This window comes from Rhizobium sp. AP16 (assembly GCF_000281735.1).
Classification (GTDB): domain Bacteria; phylum Pseudomonadota; class Alphaproteobacteria; order Rhizobiales; family Rhizobiaceae; genus Rhizobium; species Rhizobium rhizogenes.
This window is the reverse complement of record NZ_AJVM01000039.1, coordinates 33,602-50,397: the sequence shown is the minus strand read 5'-3', so window position 1 is coordinate 50,397 and position 16,796 is coordinate 33,602. Positions and strand designations below refer to the sequence as shown.

Below are 16,796 nucleotides of genomic sequence, written 5' to 3'. Positions count from 1 at the left end.
AGGCTGGCGGCCGGGAGCCGTTCCGCCGGGCTTGCCGGTACATCGCCGATCCAGCGCATCTTTTTGCCGGGGAAGGGGCCGGATCCCTCGACCACGTTCGGCAGCAGCATGATGCTCTTGCCGATCACGGTTTCGAGCGAAGCTTCGATAGCATTGGGATCCGCCTGCCCGATCTCGCCGGCGAGAATCTCAAACTCCCGCCCGCCCATGAAGCGTGAGGAGGGGACGGCGCGGCCATAGGCATCGACATTGGCGAGGGCATCGCGGGTCGGATCGAGATGCTCGAGATCGCCGCCGACGGCGAAGCTGATCACCCAGGTGCCGGTCGACACGACGGCGAAGGGTATCTCATTCTCCACCAGATGCGGCAGCAGCGAGGCGTTGGAATCGTGGATGCCGCAATAGACCGGAACCGGCGCATCGACGCCGATCTCCGTGGCGATCCTGGGCAGGATTGGCCCGAGAGCGTCGAAGGCGGAGCGGATCGATGCCATTAATGGACGAATGCCGAGCGTATCTACCAGCGAGGAATAGGCTCCGGTCGTCGGATTCCAAAAGTCGGTATGGCAACCCAGCGAGGTGACTTCGTTGGCGGCAACGCCGGTTAGCCGGAAGGCCCAATATTGCGGATAGGTGAGGATGGCGCGGACGCGGGCAAAATCGTCCGGGAACTGGCTCTTCTGATAATGGATCTGCGCGCCGACATTGAGCCCGCCCGAAAGCTTCGGCGAAAAGGTCTCGCTGAAGGGCGGCCGCAGGCGCTCGTAAGCCTGCTGCACAGCGTCCGGATAGACGTGCTCATAGTCGAGCACCGGCAAGGTAAGACCGCCGTCAGCCGCAAGAAGTACGGCCGAGGCACCATGGGTGGTGATCGATATTGCATCGAAGCCGGGAGCCTGAGCAAAGCCCTTCAGTGCCCCGATGACGAAATCCCACAGCCGCTCGATGTCGTAGTGCGGATAGGGACCGGTCTTCAGCACCGTGTTGGTCGTTTTTACGGCGGCGATCTCGGCGCCGCTGTACGCGTCGAGCACCACCACCTTGGCATTGGTTTTTCCGATGTCGAGAACGGCAATGCGGCGATAGCTTTGGCGATGATCGGTCATGGCAGATGAAAGACCGTGACGAGATCGCTCTGAACCGGCGAATTGTCTGAATTGGTCGCCATGATATCGGCCATGTGCGCCCACCACTTTTTCATGACGGGATGATCGGGAAGGCTCGCCATCGTGTGATCTCTAGGCCGCGTCAGGACGCCGAACAGCGTGTTCGTCTCGCGGTCGAGATGGATGGAATAGTCGCTGGCGCCGGCCTGGTGCAGCAGCTCGACCAGTTCCGGCCAGATCTCGTCATGGCGCTTTCTGTATTCGAGCTCCATGCCGGGATTGAGCTTCATCTTGAAGGCGTGGCGTTCGAGAGATGCGGTCATTTGGAGCTCATGGTCTTGATGCGTTTTGCGACGATCGGTAGGGCGATGGTGATGATCAGGAGCAGGCCGATGAAGATCGACATGACGATGCCGGGCACGTTGAGAAGACCGAGGCCGAAGGTCACCAGCCCCATGACGAAGGCAGCGATGACGACGCCGCCGATCGTGCCGGAGCCGCCGAGGATCGAAACGCCGCCGAGCACGACCATGGTCACGACTTCCAGCTCCCAGCCGAGCGCGATCGACGGGCGTGTCGAACCGAGGCGGGAGGTGAGGCATACGGCGGCGATACCGCTCATCAGGCCAGTCAGCAGGAACAGGATGAATTTGACCCGCTCGACCGGAATGCCGGAAAAGCGCGCGGCAAAATCATTGTTGCCAATCGTATAGACCTGCCGGCCGAAATTGGTGGCATGCAGCAAGATCGCGAAGACGATCGCCAGCACGATGAAGAGGACGAATTCGAACGAGAAGACCCAGACGACATAGCCCTGGCCGAAATAGGCGAAGCTGTCGGGGTAGTTGCCGTAGGCCTGGTCGCCCAGCACGATATAGGAGATGCCGCGAAACAGGCTCATCGTGCCGATTGTGACGACGATCGAGGGCAGTTTCAGCCCGGACACAAGGAAGCCGTTGAAGAGCCCGCAGAGCAACCCGACGCCGAGCCCGATGGCAACGAGGCCAACCGTGTCGACGCCGGCCTGTGCCGCTGCCCCCATGGCGGTCGAGGCAAGCGCGATGATGGCGGCAACCGACAGGTCGATTTCGCCGGCGATGACCAGCAGCGCCATGGCAAAGGCGATCATTGCCTTCTCAGTGAAGTTGAAGGTCGCATCCGAGAGGTTATACGGGTCGAGGAAGTAGGGCGACGCCAGCGAATTGAAGATGAAAATCGCGATGGCGACGCCGAACAGCAGCACTTCCCAGCTTGCCAGGATCCGTTTGAACGGCGTGCCGAGACGGTCGGGAATGCTGCGTTTTTCCGTGGTTGCGTCAGAAACGATACTCATGCGGCGACCTCCTTGATCGAGGCTTCCTTCGCCGCCTGATCCCGAAGGATGATGCGGCCGCGATTGCGTTCGCGCCGGGCATTGAAGACGACGGCGAGGATGATGACGGTGCCGGAAATCGCCATCTGCGTGAATGGCGAAATGCCGATGACGGGCAGGGCGTTCTTGATGACGCCGAGGAAGAGTGCACCGAGCACGGTGCCGGCGACCGAGCCGACACCGCCGGCAATCGAGATGCCGCCGATGACGCAGGCGGCTACGCTGTCCAGCTCGAAGCCGTTGGCAATGTCGACGTAGGCGACGGCATAGCGCGATACCCAGAGATAGCCGCAGAGGCCAGCCAGCGCACCCGACAGTACGAAGGCGAGGAAGCGCGTCCAGCCGACATCGATGCCGGCATAGACGGCCGCGACCGGATTGCCGCCGCTGGCATAAGCCGAGCGACCGAACCGCGTATAACGCAGCACGAAATACATCATCAGCACGATGGCAATGCCGATCCAGGCGAGCACCGGCAGGCCGAGCAGCGGCGTGCGCGGTACGCTGAGGAATTCCGGCGTAAACTGATGGGCATTGACCCAGGCGCCGCCGGACAGCACGAAGGCCATGCCGCGATAGATGGTGAGCGTGCCGAGGGTCACGACGATCGGCGGGATTTCCAGCGCCCAGACGAGATAGCCGTTGATGGCGCCGAGCGCTGCGCCCATGACGATGGCGGTGATCACCAGAACGATCAGCGGCAGGTCGGGATAGGCGGCATTCAGCATGGCGACGGCCATACCGGTGAAGGCGAGATTGGCGGCGACGGAAAGATCGATCGATTTCGTCAGAATGACGGTCATCTGCGCGAGCGCCAGGATGATCAGGATCGATGTGTCGTTGAAGATATTGGCGAGATTACTGGGCTCGGCAAAGCCGGCCGCGCGCGTCGCAAAGCCGGCGATCATCACGATGATGATGGCGAAGAGCAGCGTTTCGCGTCTTTTGAGGATGCGTGGCATCCAACCCTCCCTATGCATTGCCCGTGGCGGCGCGCACCAGTGTTTCAGGTGTCAGCCCGTCGCGGTCGAACAGTCCGGCCGATAGCCCCTCTTTCATCACGAGAACTCGATCCGACATGCCGAGAATCTCGGGGAGTTCGGAGGAGATCATGATGATGCTGAGGCCCTCAGCCGCCAGTTCGCTGATGAAGCCGTGAACGGCGGCCTTGGAGCCGATGTCGATGCCCTTGGTCGGCTCGTCGAGGATGATGATCTTCGGCTGTGTCGCCAGCCATTTGCCGATGACGACTTTCTGCTGGTTGCCGCCCGACAACGTGCCGACCGGCACTGACAGGGCTGCGGCGCGCAGATCCAGTCGCTCGGCATATTTACGGGCGAGCGCAAATTCGTCGGCCGCTTTCAGGAAGCCCTTGCGCGAGGTGCGCCCGAGCGAGGGCAGCGACATGTTCTGATAGATCGGCATGGGCAACGCCAGGCCGTGGCGGCCGCGTTCCTCCGGCACATAGACAATGCCGGCACGGATAGCGTCCTGCGGCGAATGAATACGGATGTCCTCGCCGTTCAGTGTCAGCTTGCCGGAAAGCGGCCGGGTGATGCCAAACAGCGATTGACAGAGCTCGGAGCGGCCGGCGCCGATCAGGCCGTAGACGCCCAGAATCTCGCCGCGACGCAGCTTGAAGGAAATGTCGCGGAATTCGGTACGGTGGCAATAATTCGCGACTTCGAGCACGGTGTCGCCGATCGTGACGGGCACCTTCGGGAAGGCATCCTTGACGTCACGGCCGACCATCATGCGGACGATCTCGTCCTGCGGCGTTTCCTTCAGCCGGCCATGGCCGACAGCGCGGCCGTCTCGGAAGACGACGAAGTTGTCTGCTATCTCATAAACCTCATCGAACTTGTGGCTGATGAAGAGGATGGCCTTGCCCTGGGCCTTCAGGTTGCCGACGATGCGGAAGAGATCGTCGATCTCCTTGCGGGAGAGAGCCGCGGTCGGCTCGTCCATGATGACGATGCGGGCCTCGATCGACAGCGCGCGGGCGATCGCCACGAGATGGCGCTGCGCGATGGAGAGGTCCTTCAGGCGGATCGAGGGATCGATGGTGCTTTCCAGCGATTCCAGCAGCTGCCTTGCGCGGCTGTTCATCGTCTTCCAGTCGATGGTGCGGAATTTCGTGCGCGGCGCGTGGCCGAGAAAGATGTTTTCAGCAACCGTCAGCTCATCGAAGAGCACGGTTTCCTGGTGAATGGCGGTAACGCCGGCGTCGATGGCGGCCTGGGCGTTGTGAAAGGTGGTCGGCTTGCCATCGACAAGGACTTCACCTTCGTTCGGGCGGTAGATGCCGGTGAGGATCTTGACGAGTGTCGACTTGCCGGCGCCGTTTTCGCCGATGAGCGCGGTGACCTTGCCGGGATAAAGCGAGATGCTGACGCCGTCGAGCGCCTTCACGCCGGGAAAGATCTGCGAAATGCCGCGCATTTCCAGAATGGCTGTACTGTCCACCATTGGCGTACCTGTGGCGGGTCGTTGAAGGACTGTGGTCATCAGCAATGTACCGGATAGGGTGAAACCAGGTCCGGCGGCCGAGGCCGCCGGAGGGCTACGAACAAGGCTTCGATCAGAAAACCTTGGAGAACTGATCGATATTCGAAGCGTTGTAGACGAAGGGATCGGCCATGGCGGCTTCGCTGTTCTCGCCGACCTTGATCTTGCCCATGCGGCCGGCATTGATCTCGCTGCCCGGCTTGCCGGTGGTCTCACCCTTGACGAGGCGATAAGCGATCTGCGTTGCCGAATAGCCGAGGTCGATCGGGTTCCAGATTGCGAATTCCTTCGTGGCGCCCGACTTGATGGCGCCGGCCATTTCGGACGGCAGGCCGAGACCGGTCACGTAGACCTTGCCGATCTTGCCGGCATCCTTGACGGCCTGCGAAGCGGCGAGCACGCCGACGGTCGTCGGAGCGACGATGACCTTGACTTCCGGATGCGAGGTCAGGAGGCCCTGGGCTTCGCGGTAGCTCTTGTCCGAGAGGTCGTCGCCATAGACGGTGGTGACGAGGTTGAGGCCGGGGAAGTCCTTCAGCTGCTTCTTCATCTCGCCGATCCAGATGTTCTGGTTGGTCGAGGTGGTGGTGGCCGACAGGATGGCGAAATCGCCCTTGCCGCCGTCAAGATGATCCTTGGCGAGCGTCAGGCACATCTTGCCGATCAGCGCATTCGAGGACGGGTTCAGCTGCAGGATGCGGCCGGCCGGAGCCACGCCGGAGTCCCAGGAGATAACCTTGATGCCGCGCTGCGTTGCCTTCTTGAGGGCAGGGACCACAGCGTCCGGATCGTTGGCGGAGATGGCGATGGCGTCAACGCCCTGTGCGATCAGCGAGTTGATGACTTCGATCTGGCCTTCGGCCGTCGTCGAGGTCGGGCCGGTGTAGATCACCTGGACGCCGCCGAGTTCCTTGGCGGCTTCCTGTGCGCCCTTATTGGCCGCTTCGAAGAAGCCGTTGCCGAGCGACTTCACCACGAGGCCGATCTTGATGTCCTTCGCACTTGCCGTCCCAGCCATCAGTGCTGCGGCAAGCGCGACGCCAACCGCCAGTTTCTTTGCAATATTCATGTCTCTTCCTCCCAAGTTGATAGTCTATGCTCACTCCGCCATAGACGCGCACCTCACGCGACTGATGGGGAATCCTCCTCTTCGGCCTGTGCCGAAACGCTTGTTATGATCAGGGATACGCCCGCATCCTCAATCATCCTTACGGTCTCCGCCGAAATGCCGTCGTCGGTGATGATGGTCGTCACCTGTTCGAGCGGGCACAGGATCAGGCTGGAGCGCTGCTTGAATTTGCTGGAATCGACCATGACGATCATCTCGTCGGCCTGGCGCATCAGCTTCTGCTCGCTCTGGATCAGCAGCGCGTCCGCCTCCATGATGCCGAGCGGGCCGACGCCCTGCGCACCGATGAACATGCGCCGTGCGTAGAAATTCCGCGTTGTGTCGTTGTCGAAGGGTGACAGGATCAGGCTCTGCTCGCGATAGATCGCGCCGCCCGGAACCGTCACCGTATTTTTCGAATGCTTGACCAGATGTTCGGCGATCGCGAAGGAATTGGTCATCACCTGCAGCCGGAAGGCCGAAATATAGTGCACGAGCTGGAATGTCGTCGTGCCGCCATTGATGATGATGGCGTCGCCCGGATTGCACAATTCGGCAGCTTTGCGCGCTATTGCGCGTTTCTTATCGATATTGACGCCTTCCGAAACGCGGAAGGGGCGGCCGGCCAGATTGCCGAGCTGCGGAGGATGGATGGATTCGGCGCCGCCGCGCACGCGCCGGATCTTTCCCTGCACATGCAGGGCCGCGATATCACGGCGGATCGTCGCTTCAGAGGCCTCGGTTAATTCAGAAATATCCTGAATCGTCACCACAGGTTTTTCCTGTACGGCGCTCAAAATGATGCGATGGCGTTCGCGTTCGTGCATCGGTTCCTCCTTGTTGGCGGTTATTCCGTAAATATGGCAGAGTGTCAATCATAAACGATCATAAACTTTCATATTGCATCGCAACATTATCAAATATGATCGTTTTCGATTGACAAAACGACTCTCTGTGAGCGATATCCTGATCGTAACGGGGCGGCGCCGTGGTTTTGGTGCGCTCGCAAATGATGATTCCATGGGAGGATGACATGACGGCTGAGGTTCGACTTCTGGACAATCGTTGGGATGACGCCTACGCGGCCAAGCTCGACGAGCCGGGCAAGTTGCTCTACCGCTCCAATCTGCTTGGCGCCGACAAGCGTATCACCAATTACGGTGGCGGCAACACGTCGGCCAAGGTCATGGAAACCGATCCGCTGACCGGCGAGAAGGTCAAGATCCTCTGGGTCAAGGGTTCCGGCGGCGACGTCGGCACCATCAAGCTCGATGGTTTCGCCACGCTCTATCAGGACAAGCTCGACAGCCTCAAGGGCATCTACAAGGGTGTTGCCGACGAGGATCGCATGGTCGGCTTCCTGCCGCATTGCACCTACAATCTCAATGCCCGCGCCGCCTCCATCGATACGCCGCTGCATGGTTTCGTGCCCTTCACCCATGTCGACCACATGCATCCTGACGCGATCATCGCGATCGCCGCCTCCAAGAACTCTCGCGAACTTACCCGCGAAATATTCGGCGACGACATTGGCTGGCTGCCCTGGCGCCGCCCCGGTTTCCAGCTCGGCCTTGATCTCGAAGCCTTCGTCAAGGCGCACCCGAACGCCAAGGGCGTCGTGCTCGAAAGTCATGGTCTTTTCACCTGGGCCAACGATGCCAAGGATTGCTATGAGCTGACGCTCGCGATTATCAACAAGGCCATTCAATGGTTTGCGGCAAAGACCGAGGGCAAGACCATTTTCGGTGGTGCAGCGGTCCAGAGCCTGCCGCAAGCCGCGCGCCGCGCGATCGCCGCCCGGCTGATGCCGGAAATCCGTGGCCGCATCGGTAAGGCGGAGCGCAAGCTCGGTGACTTCGACGATCAGGACGCCGTGCTCGAATTCGTCAATTCCAAGGATTTGCGCCCGCTCGGCGCACTCGGCACCAGTTGCCCGGACCACTTCCTGCGCACTAAGATCCGCCCGCTGATCGTCGATTTCGATCCGGCCAAGCCGGATGTCGATGCCATCATCGCCGGTCTCGACAAGGCGCTGGAAGACTATCGCGCCGACTACGCTCGCTATTACAATGACTGCAAGCACGACAATTCGCCCGCCATGCGCGATCCCAATCCGGTGATCTTCCTGGTGCCGGGCGTCGGCCTGCTGTCTTTTGCCCGCGACAAGGCGACGGCGCGTATTGCCGGCGAATTCTACGTCAATGCCATCAACGTCATGCGCGGCGCTTCCACCGTGTCCGAATATCAGGGTCTGCCGGAGCAGGAAGCTTTCGATATCGAATATTGGTTGCTGGAAGAGGCAAAGCTGCAGCGCATGCCGAAGCCGAAGAGCCTTGCCGGCCGCGTCGCCTTCGTCACCGGCGGTGCCGGCGGCATCGGCCGCGCCACGGCGGCGCGTCTGGTGGACGAGGGCGCCTGCGTCGTGCTGGCGGATATCGATCAGGCGGCGCTTGAGAACACGCAAGCCGATTTCGCCAAGAAATACGGCGCCGACGCGGTGCGCAGCGTTAAGCTAGATGTGACCAAGGAAGAGGGGGTCATCTCCTCCTTCGCGGAAGCCTGCGTCGAGTTCGGCGGCATCGATATCCTCGTGTCCAATGCCGGCATTGCCTCCTCCGCGCCGATCGAAAGCACGGAGCTTTCGATGTGGAATCGCAATATCGACATTCTCGCCACCGGCTACTTCCTCGTTTCGCGCGAAGCCTTCCGTCTGTTCCGCCGCCAGAATATCGGCGGTAATATTGTCTTCGTCGCCTCGAAGAATGGTTTGGCTTCGTCGCCGAATGCCGCCGCCTATTGCACGGCCAAGGCCGCGGAGATCCATCTGGCTCGCTGCCTGGCGCTGGAAGGCGCGGATGCGGGTATTCGCGTCAACACGGTCAATCCCGATGCGGTTCTGCGCGGCTCGAAGATCTGGAATGGCGAATGGCGCGAACAGCGCGCCGCCTCCTCGAAGATCGAGGTGGACGATCTGGAGGAACATTACCGCAAGCGCTCGATGCTGAAGCTCAATGTCTTCCCGGAGGATATTGCTGAGGCAATCTATTTCCTGGCTTCGGACCTTTCCGCCAAGTCGACCGGCAATATCATCAACGTCGACGCCGGCAACGCGCAGAGCTTCACGCGCTGATATCATTCGGCTTGCGCCGGCCGGGACAATGCCGACGTGAGCCTTCGCTTTTTGGGAGGAAAGAATGGCTGAGTTTAGAATTGCGCCGGATCTGGTCGCTGCTGAAAATGACAAGCGCGCCGCCGCGCTGACATCCGATTATGAGGCATTGGGCGCGACACTTGCCCGCCGTGGCGTGGATATCGAGAATATCACGAAGAAGGTCTCCGAATTTTTCGTCGCCATTCCTTCCTGGGGCGTCGGGACGGGCGGCACGCGCTTTGCCCGCTTTCCGAGCACCGGTGAGCCGCGCGGTATCTTCGACAAGCTTGACGATTGCGCCGTCATCAACCAGTTGACGCGGGCAACCCCAAATGTGTCGCTCCATATCCCATGGGACAAGGCGGATGCCAGGGAACTGAGGGCAAAGGGCGATGCGCTCGGCCTCGGCTTCGACGCCATGAACTCCAACACCTTCTCCGATGCCCCCGGCCAAGCGCATTCCTACAAATACGGCTCGCTCAGCCATGTCGACGCGGCAACCCGCGCGCAGGCCGTCGAGCACAATCTCGAATGCATCGAGATCGGCAAGGCCATTGGATCCAAGGCGCTGACCGTCTGGGTCGGCGACGGCTCGAATTTCCCCGGCCAGAGCAATTTCACCCGGGCGTTCGAGCGCTATCTCGCGGCCATGGCGGACATCTACAAGGCGCTGCCGGACGACTGGCGGCTGTTTTCCGAACACAAGATGTACGAGCCGGCCTTCTATTCCAGTGTCGTGCAGGACTGGGGCACCAACTACCTGATCGCGCAGACGCTTGGGCCCAAAGCCCAGTGCCTCGTCGATCTCGGCCACCACGCGCCAAACACCAATATCGAAATGATCGTCGCCCGCCTTATCCAGTTCGGCAAGCTCGGCGGCTTCCACTTCAACGATTCCAAATATGGCGACGACGATCTCGACGCCGGCGCGATCGAGCCCTACCGCCTGTTCCTTGTCTTCAATGAACTGATCGATGCGGAGCAGCGCGGCGTCAACGACTTCAATCCGGCGCATATGATCGACCAGTCGCACAATGTCACCGACCCGATCGAAAGTCTGATCTCCAGCGCCAACGAAATCCGCCGCGCCTATGCGCAGGCGCTGATCGTCGACCGCAAAGCATTGGCGGGCTATCAGGATACCAATGACGCGCTGATGGCATCGGAAACGCTGAAGCGAGCCTATCGCGCCGATGTCGAGCCGATCCTCGCAGAAGCCCGTCGCCGCACCGGCGGCGCCATCGATCCGGTCGCGGCCTATCGGGCGAGCGGCTATCGGAAAAAGGTTGCGAGCGAGCGTCCGGCTTCCGTTGGCGGTAGCGGCGGGATTGTCTGAGAGAATAAAACGCGGGTAGCTGGGGACGAGCCGGCTTTCTCACCGAAAGGTCGTCATCCTCGAGTGGCGCATTGGCGAGGAGCCATCCGAAGGACGGCAGCGTTTTCATTTCTTGAGATTTGTCACAAGGCAGGATCACGGCGACACGTTCGCCGTGACACCGGAAGATGGTGCCGTTGTCGTCGATGGCACGTTCGATCAAAGTCGCAAGAGCAGCCTCGTTACCCTTGATCTCGATTTCTTTCAGTGGGATATCTCACTGATTGTTGCAGGCTTAGGATACAATTGAGTCGATCCGTCATCAATGTGTCGGCAGATCCTGGTTCAGGAGTGCCGACAGTAAATGATCCAACGGCACACGGTCTGAGAGCCCGAATTTCCGAGATGAGGCGCAACAGACGCAGGGCCGACATCACTTTACTTTCCGGCCCAATTCAACCGGTCTGACTGATCAGCCTTCGATATTCGCGTTCCGGCACTCCATAGGAGCTCCCTGCAAGGGCCTCCAGCCCGACGCGATCTCTAATCGCAACGAAGCCTCGTTGAGAGACGATAAGATGCTTTCCCTCAAGAACGTGCAGCGTTGTCGTGACGCTTTGGCGACGGACCGCAAGCATGACGGCCAGAAAGTCATGGGTAAGGTCGATCTTGTCTCCGTCGGTGCGATCGTGACACATCAAAAGCCAACGCGCCAAGCGTTGCTCGATCTGGTCTGCGGCGTTCGAGAATGCGGTATAGGCCGTTTGAATCGATGCGGCCTGGACGTACCTTAAAAGCAGATTGCGCAGCTCGAGCCTATCGCTCGCTGCTGCCAGAATGCGCGCGTTTTGGATGCGGTATCCTGCGCCGGCGACCTGCATAAATATCGAGAAGGGTGCCGACTCAGACCCTTGAAGGACCGCCGTCGGGGAAAACCCCTCGCGACCGAAGACGCCTATCTCGGCGCTCTTGCCTTCGGGAGCGCGTACCACGACCGATCCGATCCCCGATTCGAGAAAATAGATGTAGTCGCTGATCCTATCAGGCGTTGTGATCATGAACCGTTTGGGAAGATCAATGCCCTCAAGATGAGACGCAATATGATCGAAGTCCTGATCGGACAAGGACCTTAAAAGCGTATTACGAATCTCTGATTTTTTTGGCGGGGACATGCTCTCTCCTCGTAAGGGCAAGAGCAATCGGGTCTCCCAGTCGGCCGCGCCATAAAGTCTACGGACGATCAAACAATCCTAGTCTCTGATAGTGTTCGATTTATGTTTATCGAAAAAAATGCGCAAGCTAGCGCGGAGTCTCTGCACGATACCGAACAAAAAATGTGTCGGCGGACCGAAGCTGCGGCTAATGTGAAATTCTCGGACGACGCGATGCCGGGCTTGGGCCTGCTTGGCCAAAACGCCCCTTGATATCGATGTTATAAATCGACCTATGCCAGGAAATCACGCAACTTAGATCGAGCGTTCTGTCGTTTTTCCGAATATTCGGAAGTAAAAAATCTTGCCAGTGGCTATGTTGGCAAATTGATGTGCGCAATTCGACTTAAATGTAGCCGAGAAGGTAGACTTTTGTCCGGTATCGGACAAAGGTAATCTGGGCCTTATGCGGGGAGGCTTAGGGTGGTCTCCTTCGTCACCGCAATGGCGGGGGAGACGACTCTGCCATTGAAACCCATTCAAAACGATCCGTGCATTGCGCGTCTTCGATTAAACGCAAGCTTAGCGCGAAAAATACTGTGATATCCCCCCCGCCAAGCTCAATATCCCAGCGCGACCCCGTCCTTGCGGTGATCGGAAGCGCCGAGCAGGACGCCGCGCTCGTGATCGATCATGATCGCCTGCGCGCCGCCGATCGGCTCGTCCGCCCATTCGGTGATGTGACCGCGCCGCTCAAGATCCCGTTTGGTCTCTTGCGAGATCGTCGGTTCCAGCGACAGCTTGCCGCCGAAGCAGAAGCTGCGTGGCTGATCGCTTGCCTGCTGCGGATCGAGATCGCGGTCGAGGATCTGCGTCAGCATATGGGCATGGCCGGCCGCCTGATATTGCCCGCCCATGACCCCGAAGCTCATGCGTACCTTGCCGTTCTCCATCAGCATCGCCGGGATGATGGTGTGGAAGGGCAGCTTGCCGGGGCCGATGGCGTTCGGATGTCCCGGCTTGACGACGAAGCCAGCACCACGGTTCTGCAGCAGCACACCGGAGCGTGGTGCGTAGATACCGCTGCCGAAGGGCATGAACACCGAGTTGATCAGTGAGATCGCATTGCCGTCGCGATCGACGACGGAAACATAGACCGTATCCCTGTGTGTCGGTCCATCCCAGATAGCGGCGTCGGCTGCGCGTTCGAGACTGATTTTCGCGCGCATGGCGGCAATCGAGCGGTCGGACAACAACTCGCCGATGTCGAAGGTTAGGTAGTCCGGATCGCTGATCAGTTGGTCGCGCATGGCGTAGCCGGCTTTGGTGGCTTCGGCGTGCAGGTGGATACGGTCGGCTTCCGAGAGCTTGGGATCGCGCAGATCGAAGCCATCGAGGATGCGGGTGATCAAGAGGGCCGCCAAGCCCTGGCCATTTGGAGGGCATTCGAAGAGGTCGCGGCCGCGGAACTTGCCGGAGATCGGCGTGGTCTCGAACGCCTTGTAGTCGGCGAAATCGCTTTCCTCATGCAGGCCGCCGAGCGATTGCAGAACCTGGGTGATCTCCTCGGCCACCGCGCCACGATAGAAGGCGTCGCGACCATCCTTAGCAACGGCTTTCAAAGTGGCGGCGAGCGCCGGGTTGATCATGCGTTCACCGGTTCGTGGCGCCCGGCCATGCGGCAGGAAATAAGCTGCTGAAGCCGCATGTTTTGCGACGCGGCTGCTGTAGCGGTGCCAGTCGAGTTCGACGCGCGGCGTGATGCAATAGCCTTCTTCGGCTGCCGCGATCGCCGGTGCGAGCACGCGGCCCATGTCGAAGCGGCCGTAGGCGCCGATCAGCCGGCACCAGGCGTCGATGGCGCCGGGAATGGTGACCGCATGCGGGCTGTCGTCGGGAATGGCGGTGAAGCCTTTTTCGAGGAAATAGTCGAGTTTCGCCTTTTGTGGCGCGCGCCCGGACCCGTTGAGCGCCACCGGCGTGCCGCCGGCTGCGCTATAGAGGGCAAAGCAGTCGCCGCCGATGCCGGTCATGTGCGGGTCGATAACGGATTGCAGCGCAACCGCGGCGACTGCCGCATCCACCGCACTACCGCCCGCCCGCAGGATGTCGACGGCGGCAAGGGTTGCCAGCGGATGCGAGGTTGCGGCCATGCCCCTGTCGGAAACGGCGACCGAACGGCCTGGCTTGAAAAAATCCCGCTGCTGCATGTCTCTCAACGTCCTCTATCTGTCCTATTCGCGTTCGCGATCGATCGCGTCCTCTCCATCGTTTTAGGGTGTTTTTTCCGTGATGGAACCCTTACCGTGCTCTCCGCGTCCTGGAATTTCGAACAGTGTTGCGCGAAATCGGTCGAGTGCTGCGGCAATGGCGCCGATCAGGCCGGCCTTGCTGCCAAGCGGGCTGATGGTGCAGGAGAGCGGCACCGGCACGCAGCGTGACAGATAGAAGATGATCCGCTCGACCAATTCGGGCCTAGCGCCGACGCTGCCGCCGAAAATCACCCTTTCCGGATCGACCACGGCGGCGATGGCAACAAGCGATGTGGCGACGAGACGCGCCACTTCGTCGATCACGATCGCGGCGACCGGGTCGTCCTCGCGCTCGAACATGTCACGCACGCTCAGGCCAGGCGTGCCGCCGAGCGCTTCATAACGGCCACGGATGGCGACGCTGCCGATCGACGATTCCAGCGCGCCGGCGGCAAAACTGCGGGAATCGAAGGGATCGGCGCCGATCGGCAATGTGGATATCTCGCCAGCTGCTCCACGCGCGCCGCGGATGAGGCGGCCTTCGTTGATGATCCCCATGCCAATGCCGGTGCCGAGCGCCACGAAGACGAAATTGTCGATGCTGCGGCCGTCACCGCGCCATTGCTCGCCAAGGGCGGCCAGGTTGACGTCGTTGTCGATGAGGATGTCGAGACCCAGCCTGTTGCGCAGACTATCCTCTAGGGTCAGTTCCGTTAGGCCGGGAATGTTCGGCACCATCGCCAATCGCCTGGTTTTCGGGTGGATGGCGCCGGGAATGCCGATCGCGCCCATTGCCACGGATTTCGCGGCAATGCCGGATTTCTGCAGCAGCGCTTGATGCATGCGGGCGATTTGCTCGATGACATGTTCGCCGCCGCGCGCATCCGTGCCCTCGATGGCCTCTTCGATGATATCGCCCGTAAGGCCGGCCAACGCCGCATGGATCTTTGTGCCGCCGACATCGGCGCCGAAGACGAAGGCCTTGCGCGGTTCCAGCTCATAAGTCACCGCACTCCGCCCGACTGAGCCTTGGGTGCGGCCAGTGACACGGAGCCAGCCTTCTGTCTCCAGATCACGAACGATCTCGGACATGCTCTGTTTCGAGAGCCCGGTCAGCCGGGCCAGTTCGGCACGGGATACGGGAGCGGTTTCGAAGATGGTGCGCAATACCGCACGCGATGTGGCCTGCCGGGTGTGGGGGATAGAGGTTGATATATCCATTGTCACCAATTCGTCAATTTTAAGAACAAATTACGGCGATCGAATAATCCGTCAAGGCCTTTCTGCGCAATTTTCGGTGAATTCCTTCGTCTGTCGCTTCCGCACAATATATTTTGGTAAGTTTTCTTTACGAAGTCGATAGCTGAATGCTGTCTACGGTTTTGAATCGCCGTACGGCATGTGGCGCCGGTTGTATTTTCGGGGTAGCCGAGGCGCTGGAATTGAGTATTGTCAGTGGGGATGAGGGCCTTGTTTGTGTTGTCGAAGGAGGTCTTGGAGGGAAGTGTCTCGCTCGTTGCGGGCGTGGTAATTATTGAGGAAAATCACCATGACGATTGATATTGACGGTTTCGCCGGGCGTCTGAAGCGCCGGGAAAATGGCGGTATGATTTCTGCCTGGATTGGCACGCCCGATCCATTGCTCGTCAATCACCTGTCGCAAGAGGATTTCGACGCGGTCGTGCTCGATATGCAGCATGGCATGTGGGATATGGGGTCTGCCGCCAACGGTATCGCCCAGGTGCGGCTGGCCGGTAAACCGGCGATCGGGCGGATCCCGGTCGGCGATTTCGCCTCCGCCTCACGACTTCTGGATGCCGGCGCTTCCGGCATCATCGCGCCGATGATCAATTCCGCCGATGATGCCCGCGCCCTGGTCAAGGCGACGAAATATCCGCCGCTCGGCGAGCGGAGCTGGGGACCGTCGCTGGCCCTCAACCATTTTGGCATAGCGCCTGACGATTATCTGCAGCGCGGCAACAGCCTGACCGTCACGATCGCCATGGTCGAGACCCGCACGGCACTCGATGCCATCGACGAGATTCTCACCGTCGATGGCGTCGATGGCATTTTCGTCGGGCCGGCCGATCTCTCCATCGCGCTATCGAACGGCGCGCGGCTTGCTCCCGATAGCGCCGCGATCGACCAGGCGATGAGCCATGCGCTCGCGCGCTGCCGCGCCCATGGCAAGCTGATCTGCGCCTTCGGCAGCGATGGCGAACGCGCCGGACAATATCTGAAGCTCGGTCTCGACTTGGTCATCGCTGGCGCAGAAACGGCACAGCTGCGCACCGGTGCCCGCACCGCTATCGCCGCCGCGCGCAAACTCGCCGCATCCTGATGGACTGCCGAAACGGTGATCCTAGTTGGGTCACTGTTTCGGCAATCCTGTCTGGTCGTCGATGTGGAGCAAGCCAGTTGTCGTCGATGTCGCGAGTTTCGAACTCAAACAGCGGTGGTTGCCTTCAAATAGCGGAGCTGGATGCGCGCTAATTTACAAGTTTAACCCAACAAGGATTGTAATTCTCTCTGCCGCAGCCACCGCCGACGGCCTTTGCAGGGGTAATGGCATTCTGAGCGGCGATAGCGACCAGCGCCACCGCGATGACGGTCAAAATGGTTTTCGTGTATCTATCCATAATATTCTCCGGTAGATGGATGTAATAAATACACTTTAAAGTTGCTTTTATGAAAGTCAACATCCAGAGACCCGACTCGGTCGCCCTGGCGTTTCGGAAAACCGTTAATTTCGCCCTATGCCCTGCACAGCGTAAGAGCTGTGCTTGGTCTCGTTCGACACCCGGAATCGTCGCTCAAGCGGAATGGCTTGAGC

14 protein-coding genes are annotated in these 16,796 nt (G+C 60.2%); 3 read left to right on the top strand and 11 right to left on the bottom strand.

Features of this window, described 5'->3' with window-relative positions; all coding sequences use genetic code 11:
• The 7 genes from PMI03_RS14300 to PMI03_RS14270 form a co-directional block, all read right to left on the bottom strand.
• The coding region (locus PMI03_RS14300; RefSeq protein ID WP_007694389.1) for an FGGY-family carbohydrate kinase at positions 1–1,106 on the bottom strand (1,106 nt) is incomplete at its 3' end.
• Complete coding sequence (rhaM, locus tag PMI03_RS14295; RefSeq protein WP_007694388.1) at positions 1,103–1,429, bottom strand: L-rhamnose mutarotase; 327 nt, start codon at positions 1,427–1,429, stop codon at positions 1,103–1,105. The genes PMI03_RS14300 and rhaM, both read right to left, overlap by 4 nt.
• Positions 1,426–2,439: an ABC transporter permease gene (locus tag PMI03_RS14290; RefSeq protein ID WP_007694387.1), complete on the bottom strand. Its 1,014-nt coding sequence runs from the start codon at positions 2,437–2,439 to the stop codon at positions 1,426–1,428. The genes rhaM and PMI03_RS14290 overlap by 4 nt, the downstream gene beginning before the upstream one ends.
• Positions 2,436–3,440 (bottom strand): ABC transporter permease, encoded by a 1,005-nt coding sequence (locus tag PMI03_RS14285; RefSeq protein ID WP_007694386.1) that lies wholly within the window; start codon positions 3,438–3,440, stop codon positions 2,436–2,438. The genes PMI03_RS14290 and PMI03_RS14285 overlap by 4 nt, the downstream gene beginning before the upstream one ends.
• A gap of 10 nt (positions 3,441–3,450) precedes the next feature.
• Positions 3,451–4,986 (bottom strand): sugar ABC transporter ATP-binding protein, encoded by a 1,536-nt coding sequence (locus PMI03_RS14280; protein ID WP_012650128.1) that lies wholly within the window; start codon positions 4,984–4,986, stop codon positions 3,451–3,453.
• 73 nt (positions 4,987–5,059) lie between these two features.
• Positions 5,060–6,055, bottom strand: a complete 996-nt coding sequence (rhaS, locus tag PMI03_RS14275) for a rhamnose ABC transporter substrate-binding protein (protein WP_007694384.1) — start codon at positions 6,053–6,055, stop codon at positions 5,060–5,062.
• 53 nt (positions 6,056–6,108) lie between these two features.
• Positions 6,109–6,921 carry a DeoR/GlpR family DNA-binding transcription regulator gene (locus tag PMI03_RS14270; protein ID WP_007694383.1) on the bottom strand — a complete coding sequence of 271 codons (813 nt, stop codon included), beginning with the start codon at positions 6,919–6,921 and terminating at the stop codon, positions 6,109–6,111.
• Between the two features lie 206 nt (positions 6,922–7,127).
• On the opposite strand from PMI03_RS14270, the gene PMI03_RS14265 reads away from it, so the two are divergent.
• Complete coding sequence (locus tag PMI03_RS14265) at positions 7,128–9,224, top strand: bifunctional rhamnulose-1-phosphate aldolase/short-chain dehydrogenase (protein ID WP_007694382.1); 2,097 nt, start codon at positions 7,128–7,130, stop codon at positions 9,222–9,224.
• A gap of 64 nt (positions 9,225–9,288) precedes the next feature.
• On the top strand, positions 9,289–10,581 hold the full coding sequence (gene rhaI / locus PMI03_RS14260) for an L-rhamnose catabolism isomerase (RefSeq protein WP_007694381.1): 1,293 nt from the start codon (positions 9,289–9,291) through the stop codon (positions 10,579–10,581).
• A gap of 434 nt (positions 10,582–11,015) precedes the next feature.
• On the opposite strand, the gene PMI03_RS14255 is transcribed toward rhaI, so the two are convergent.
• The 3 genes from PMI03_RS14255 to PMI03_RS14245 form a co-directional block, all read right to left on the bottom strand.
• Complete coding sequence (locus PMI03_RS14255) at positions 11,016–11,732, bottom strand: Crp/Fnr family transcriptional regulator (protein WP_007694380.1); 717 nt, start codon at positions 11,730–11,732, stop codon at positions 11,016–11,018.
• A gap of 599 nt (positions 11,733–12,331) precedes the next feature.
• Positions 12,332–13,921 (bottom strand): gamma-glutamyltransferase, encoded by a 1,590-nt coding sequence (ggt, locus tag PMI03_RS14250; RefSeq protein WP_007694379.1) that lies wholly within the window; start codon positions 13,919–13,921, stop codon positions 12,332–12,334.
• Between the two features lie 63 nt (positions 13,922–13,984).
• Positions 13,985–15,184, bottom strand: a complete 1,200-nt coding sequence (locus PMI03_RS14245; RefSeq protein ID WP_007694378.1) for an ROK family transcriptional regulator — start codon at positions 15,182–15,184, stop codon at positions 13,985–13,987.
• A gap of 328 nt (positions 15,185–15,512) precedes the next feature.
• Between PMI03_RS14245 and PMI03_RS14240 the strand changes: the two genes are divergently transcribed.
• A complete protein-coding gene (locus PMI03_RS14240) occupies positions 15,513–16,304 on the top strand; it encodes an HpcH/HpaI aldolase/citrate lyase family protein (RefSeq protein WP_007694377.1) in 792 nt (263 codons plus the stop codon).
• Positions 16,305–16,452: 148 nt separating this feature from the next.
• Here the strand turns inward: PMI03_RS14240 and PMI03_RS31690 are convergent, their stop codons facing one another.
• A complete protein-coding gene (locus tag PMI03_RS31690) occupies positions 16,453–16,602 on the bottom strand; it encodes a hypothetical protein (RefSeq protein WP_007694376.1) in 150 nt (49 codons plus the stop codon).
• Positions 16,603–16,796 lie beyond the last annotated feature (194 nt).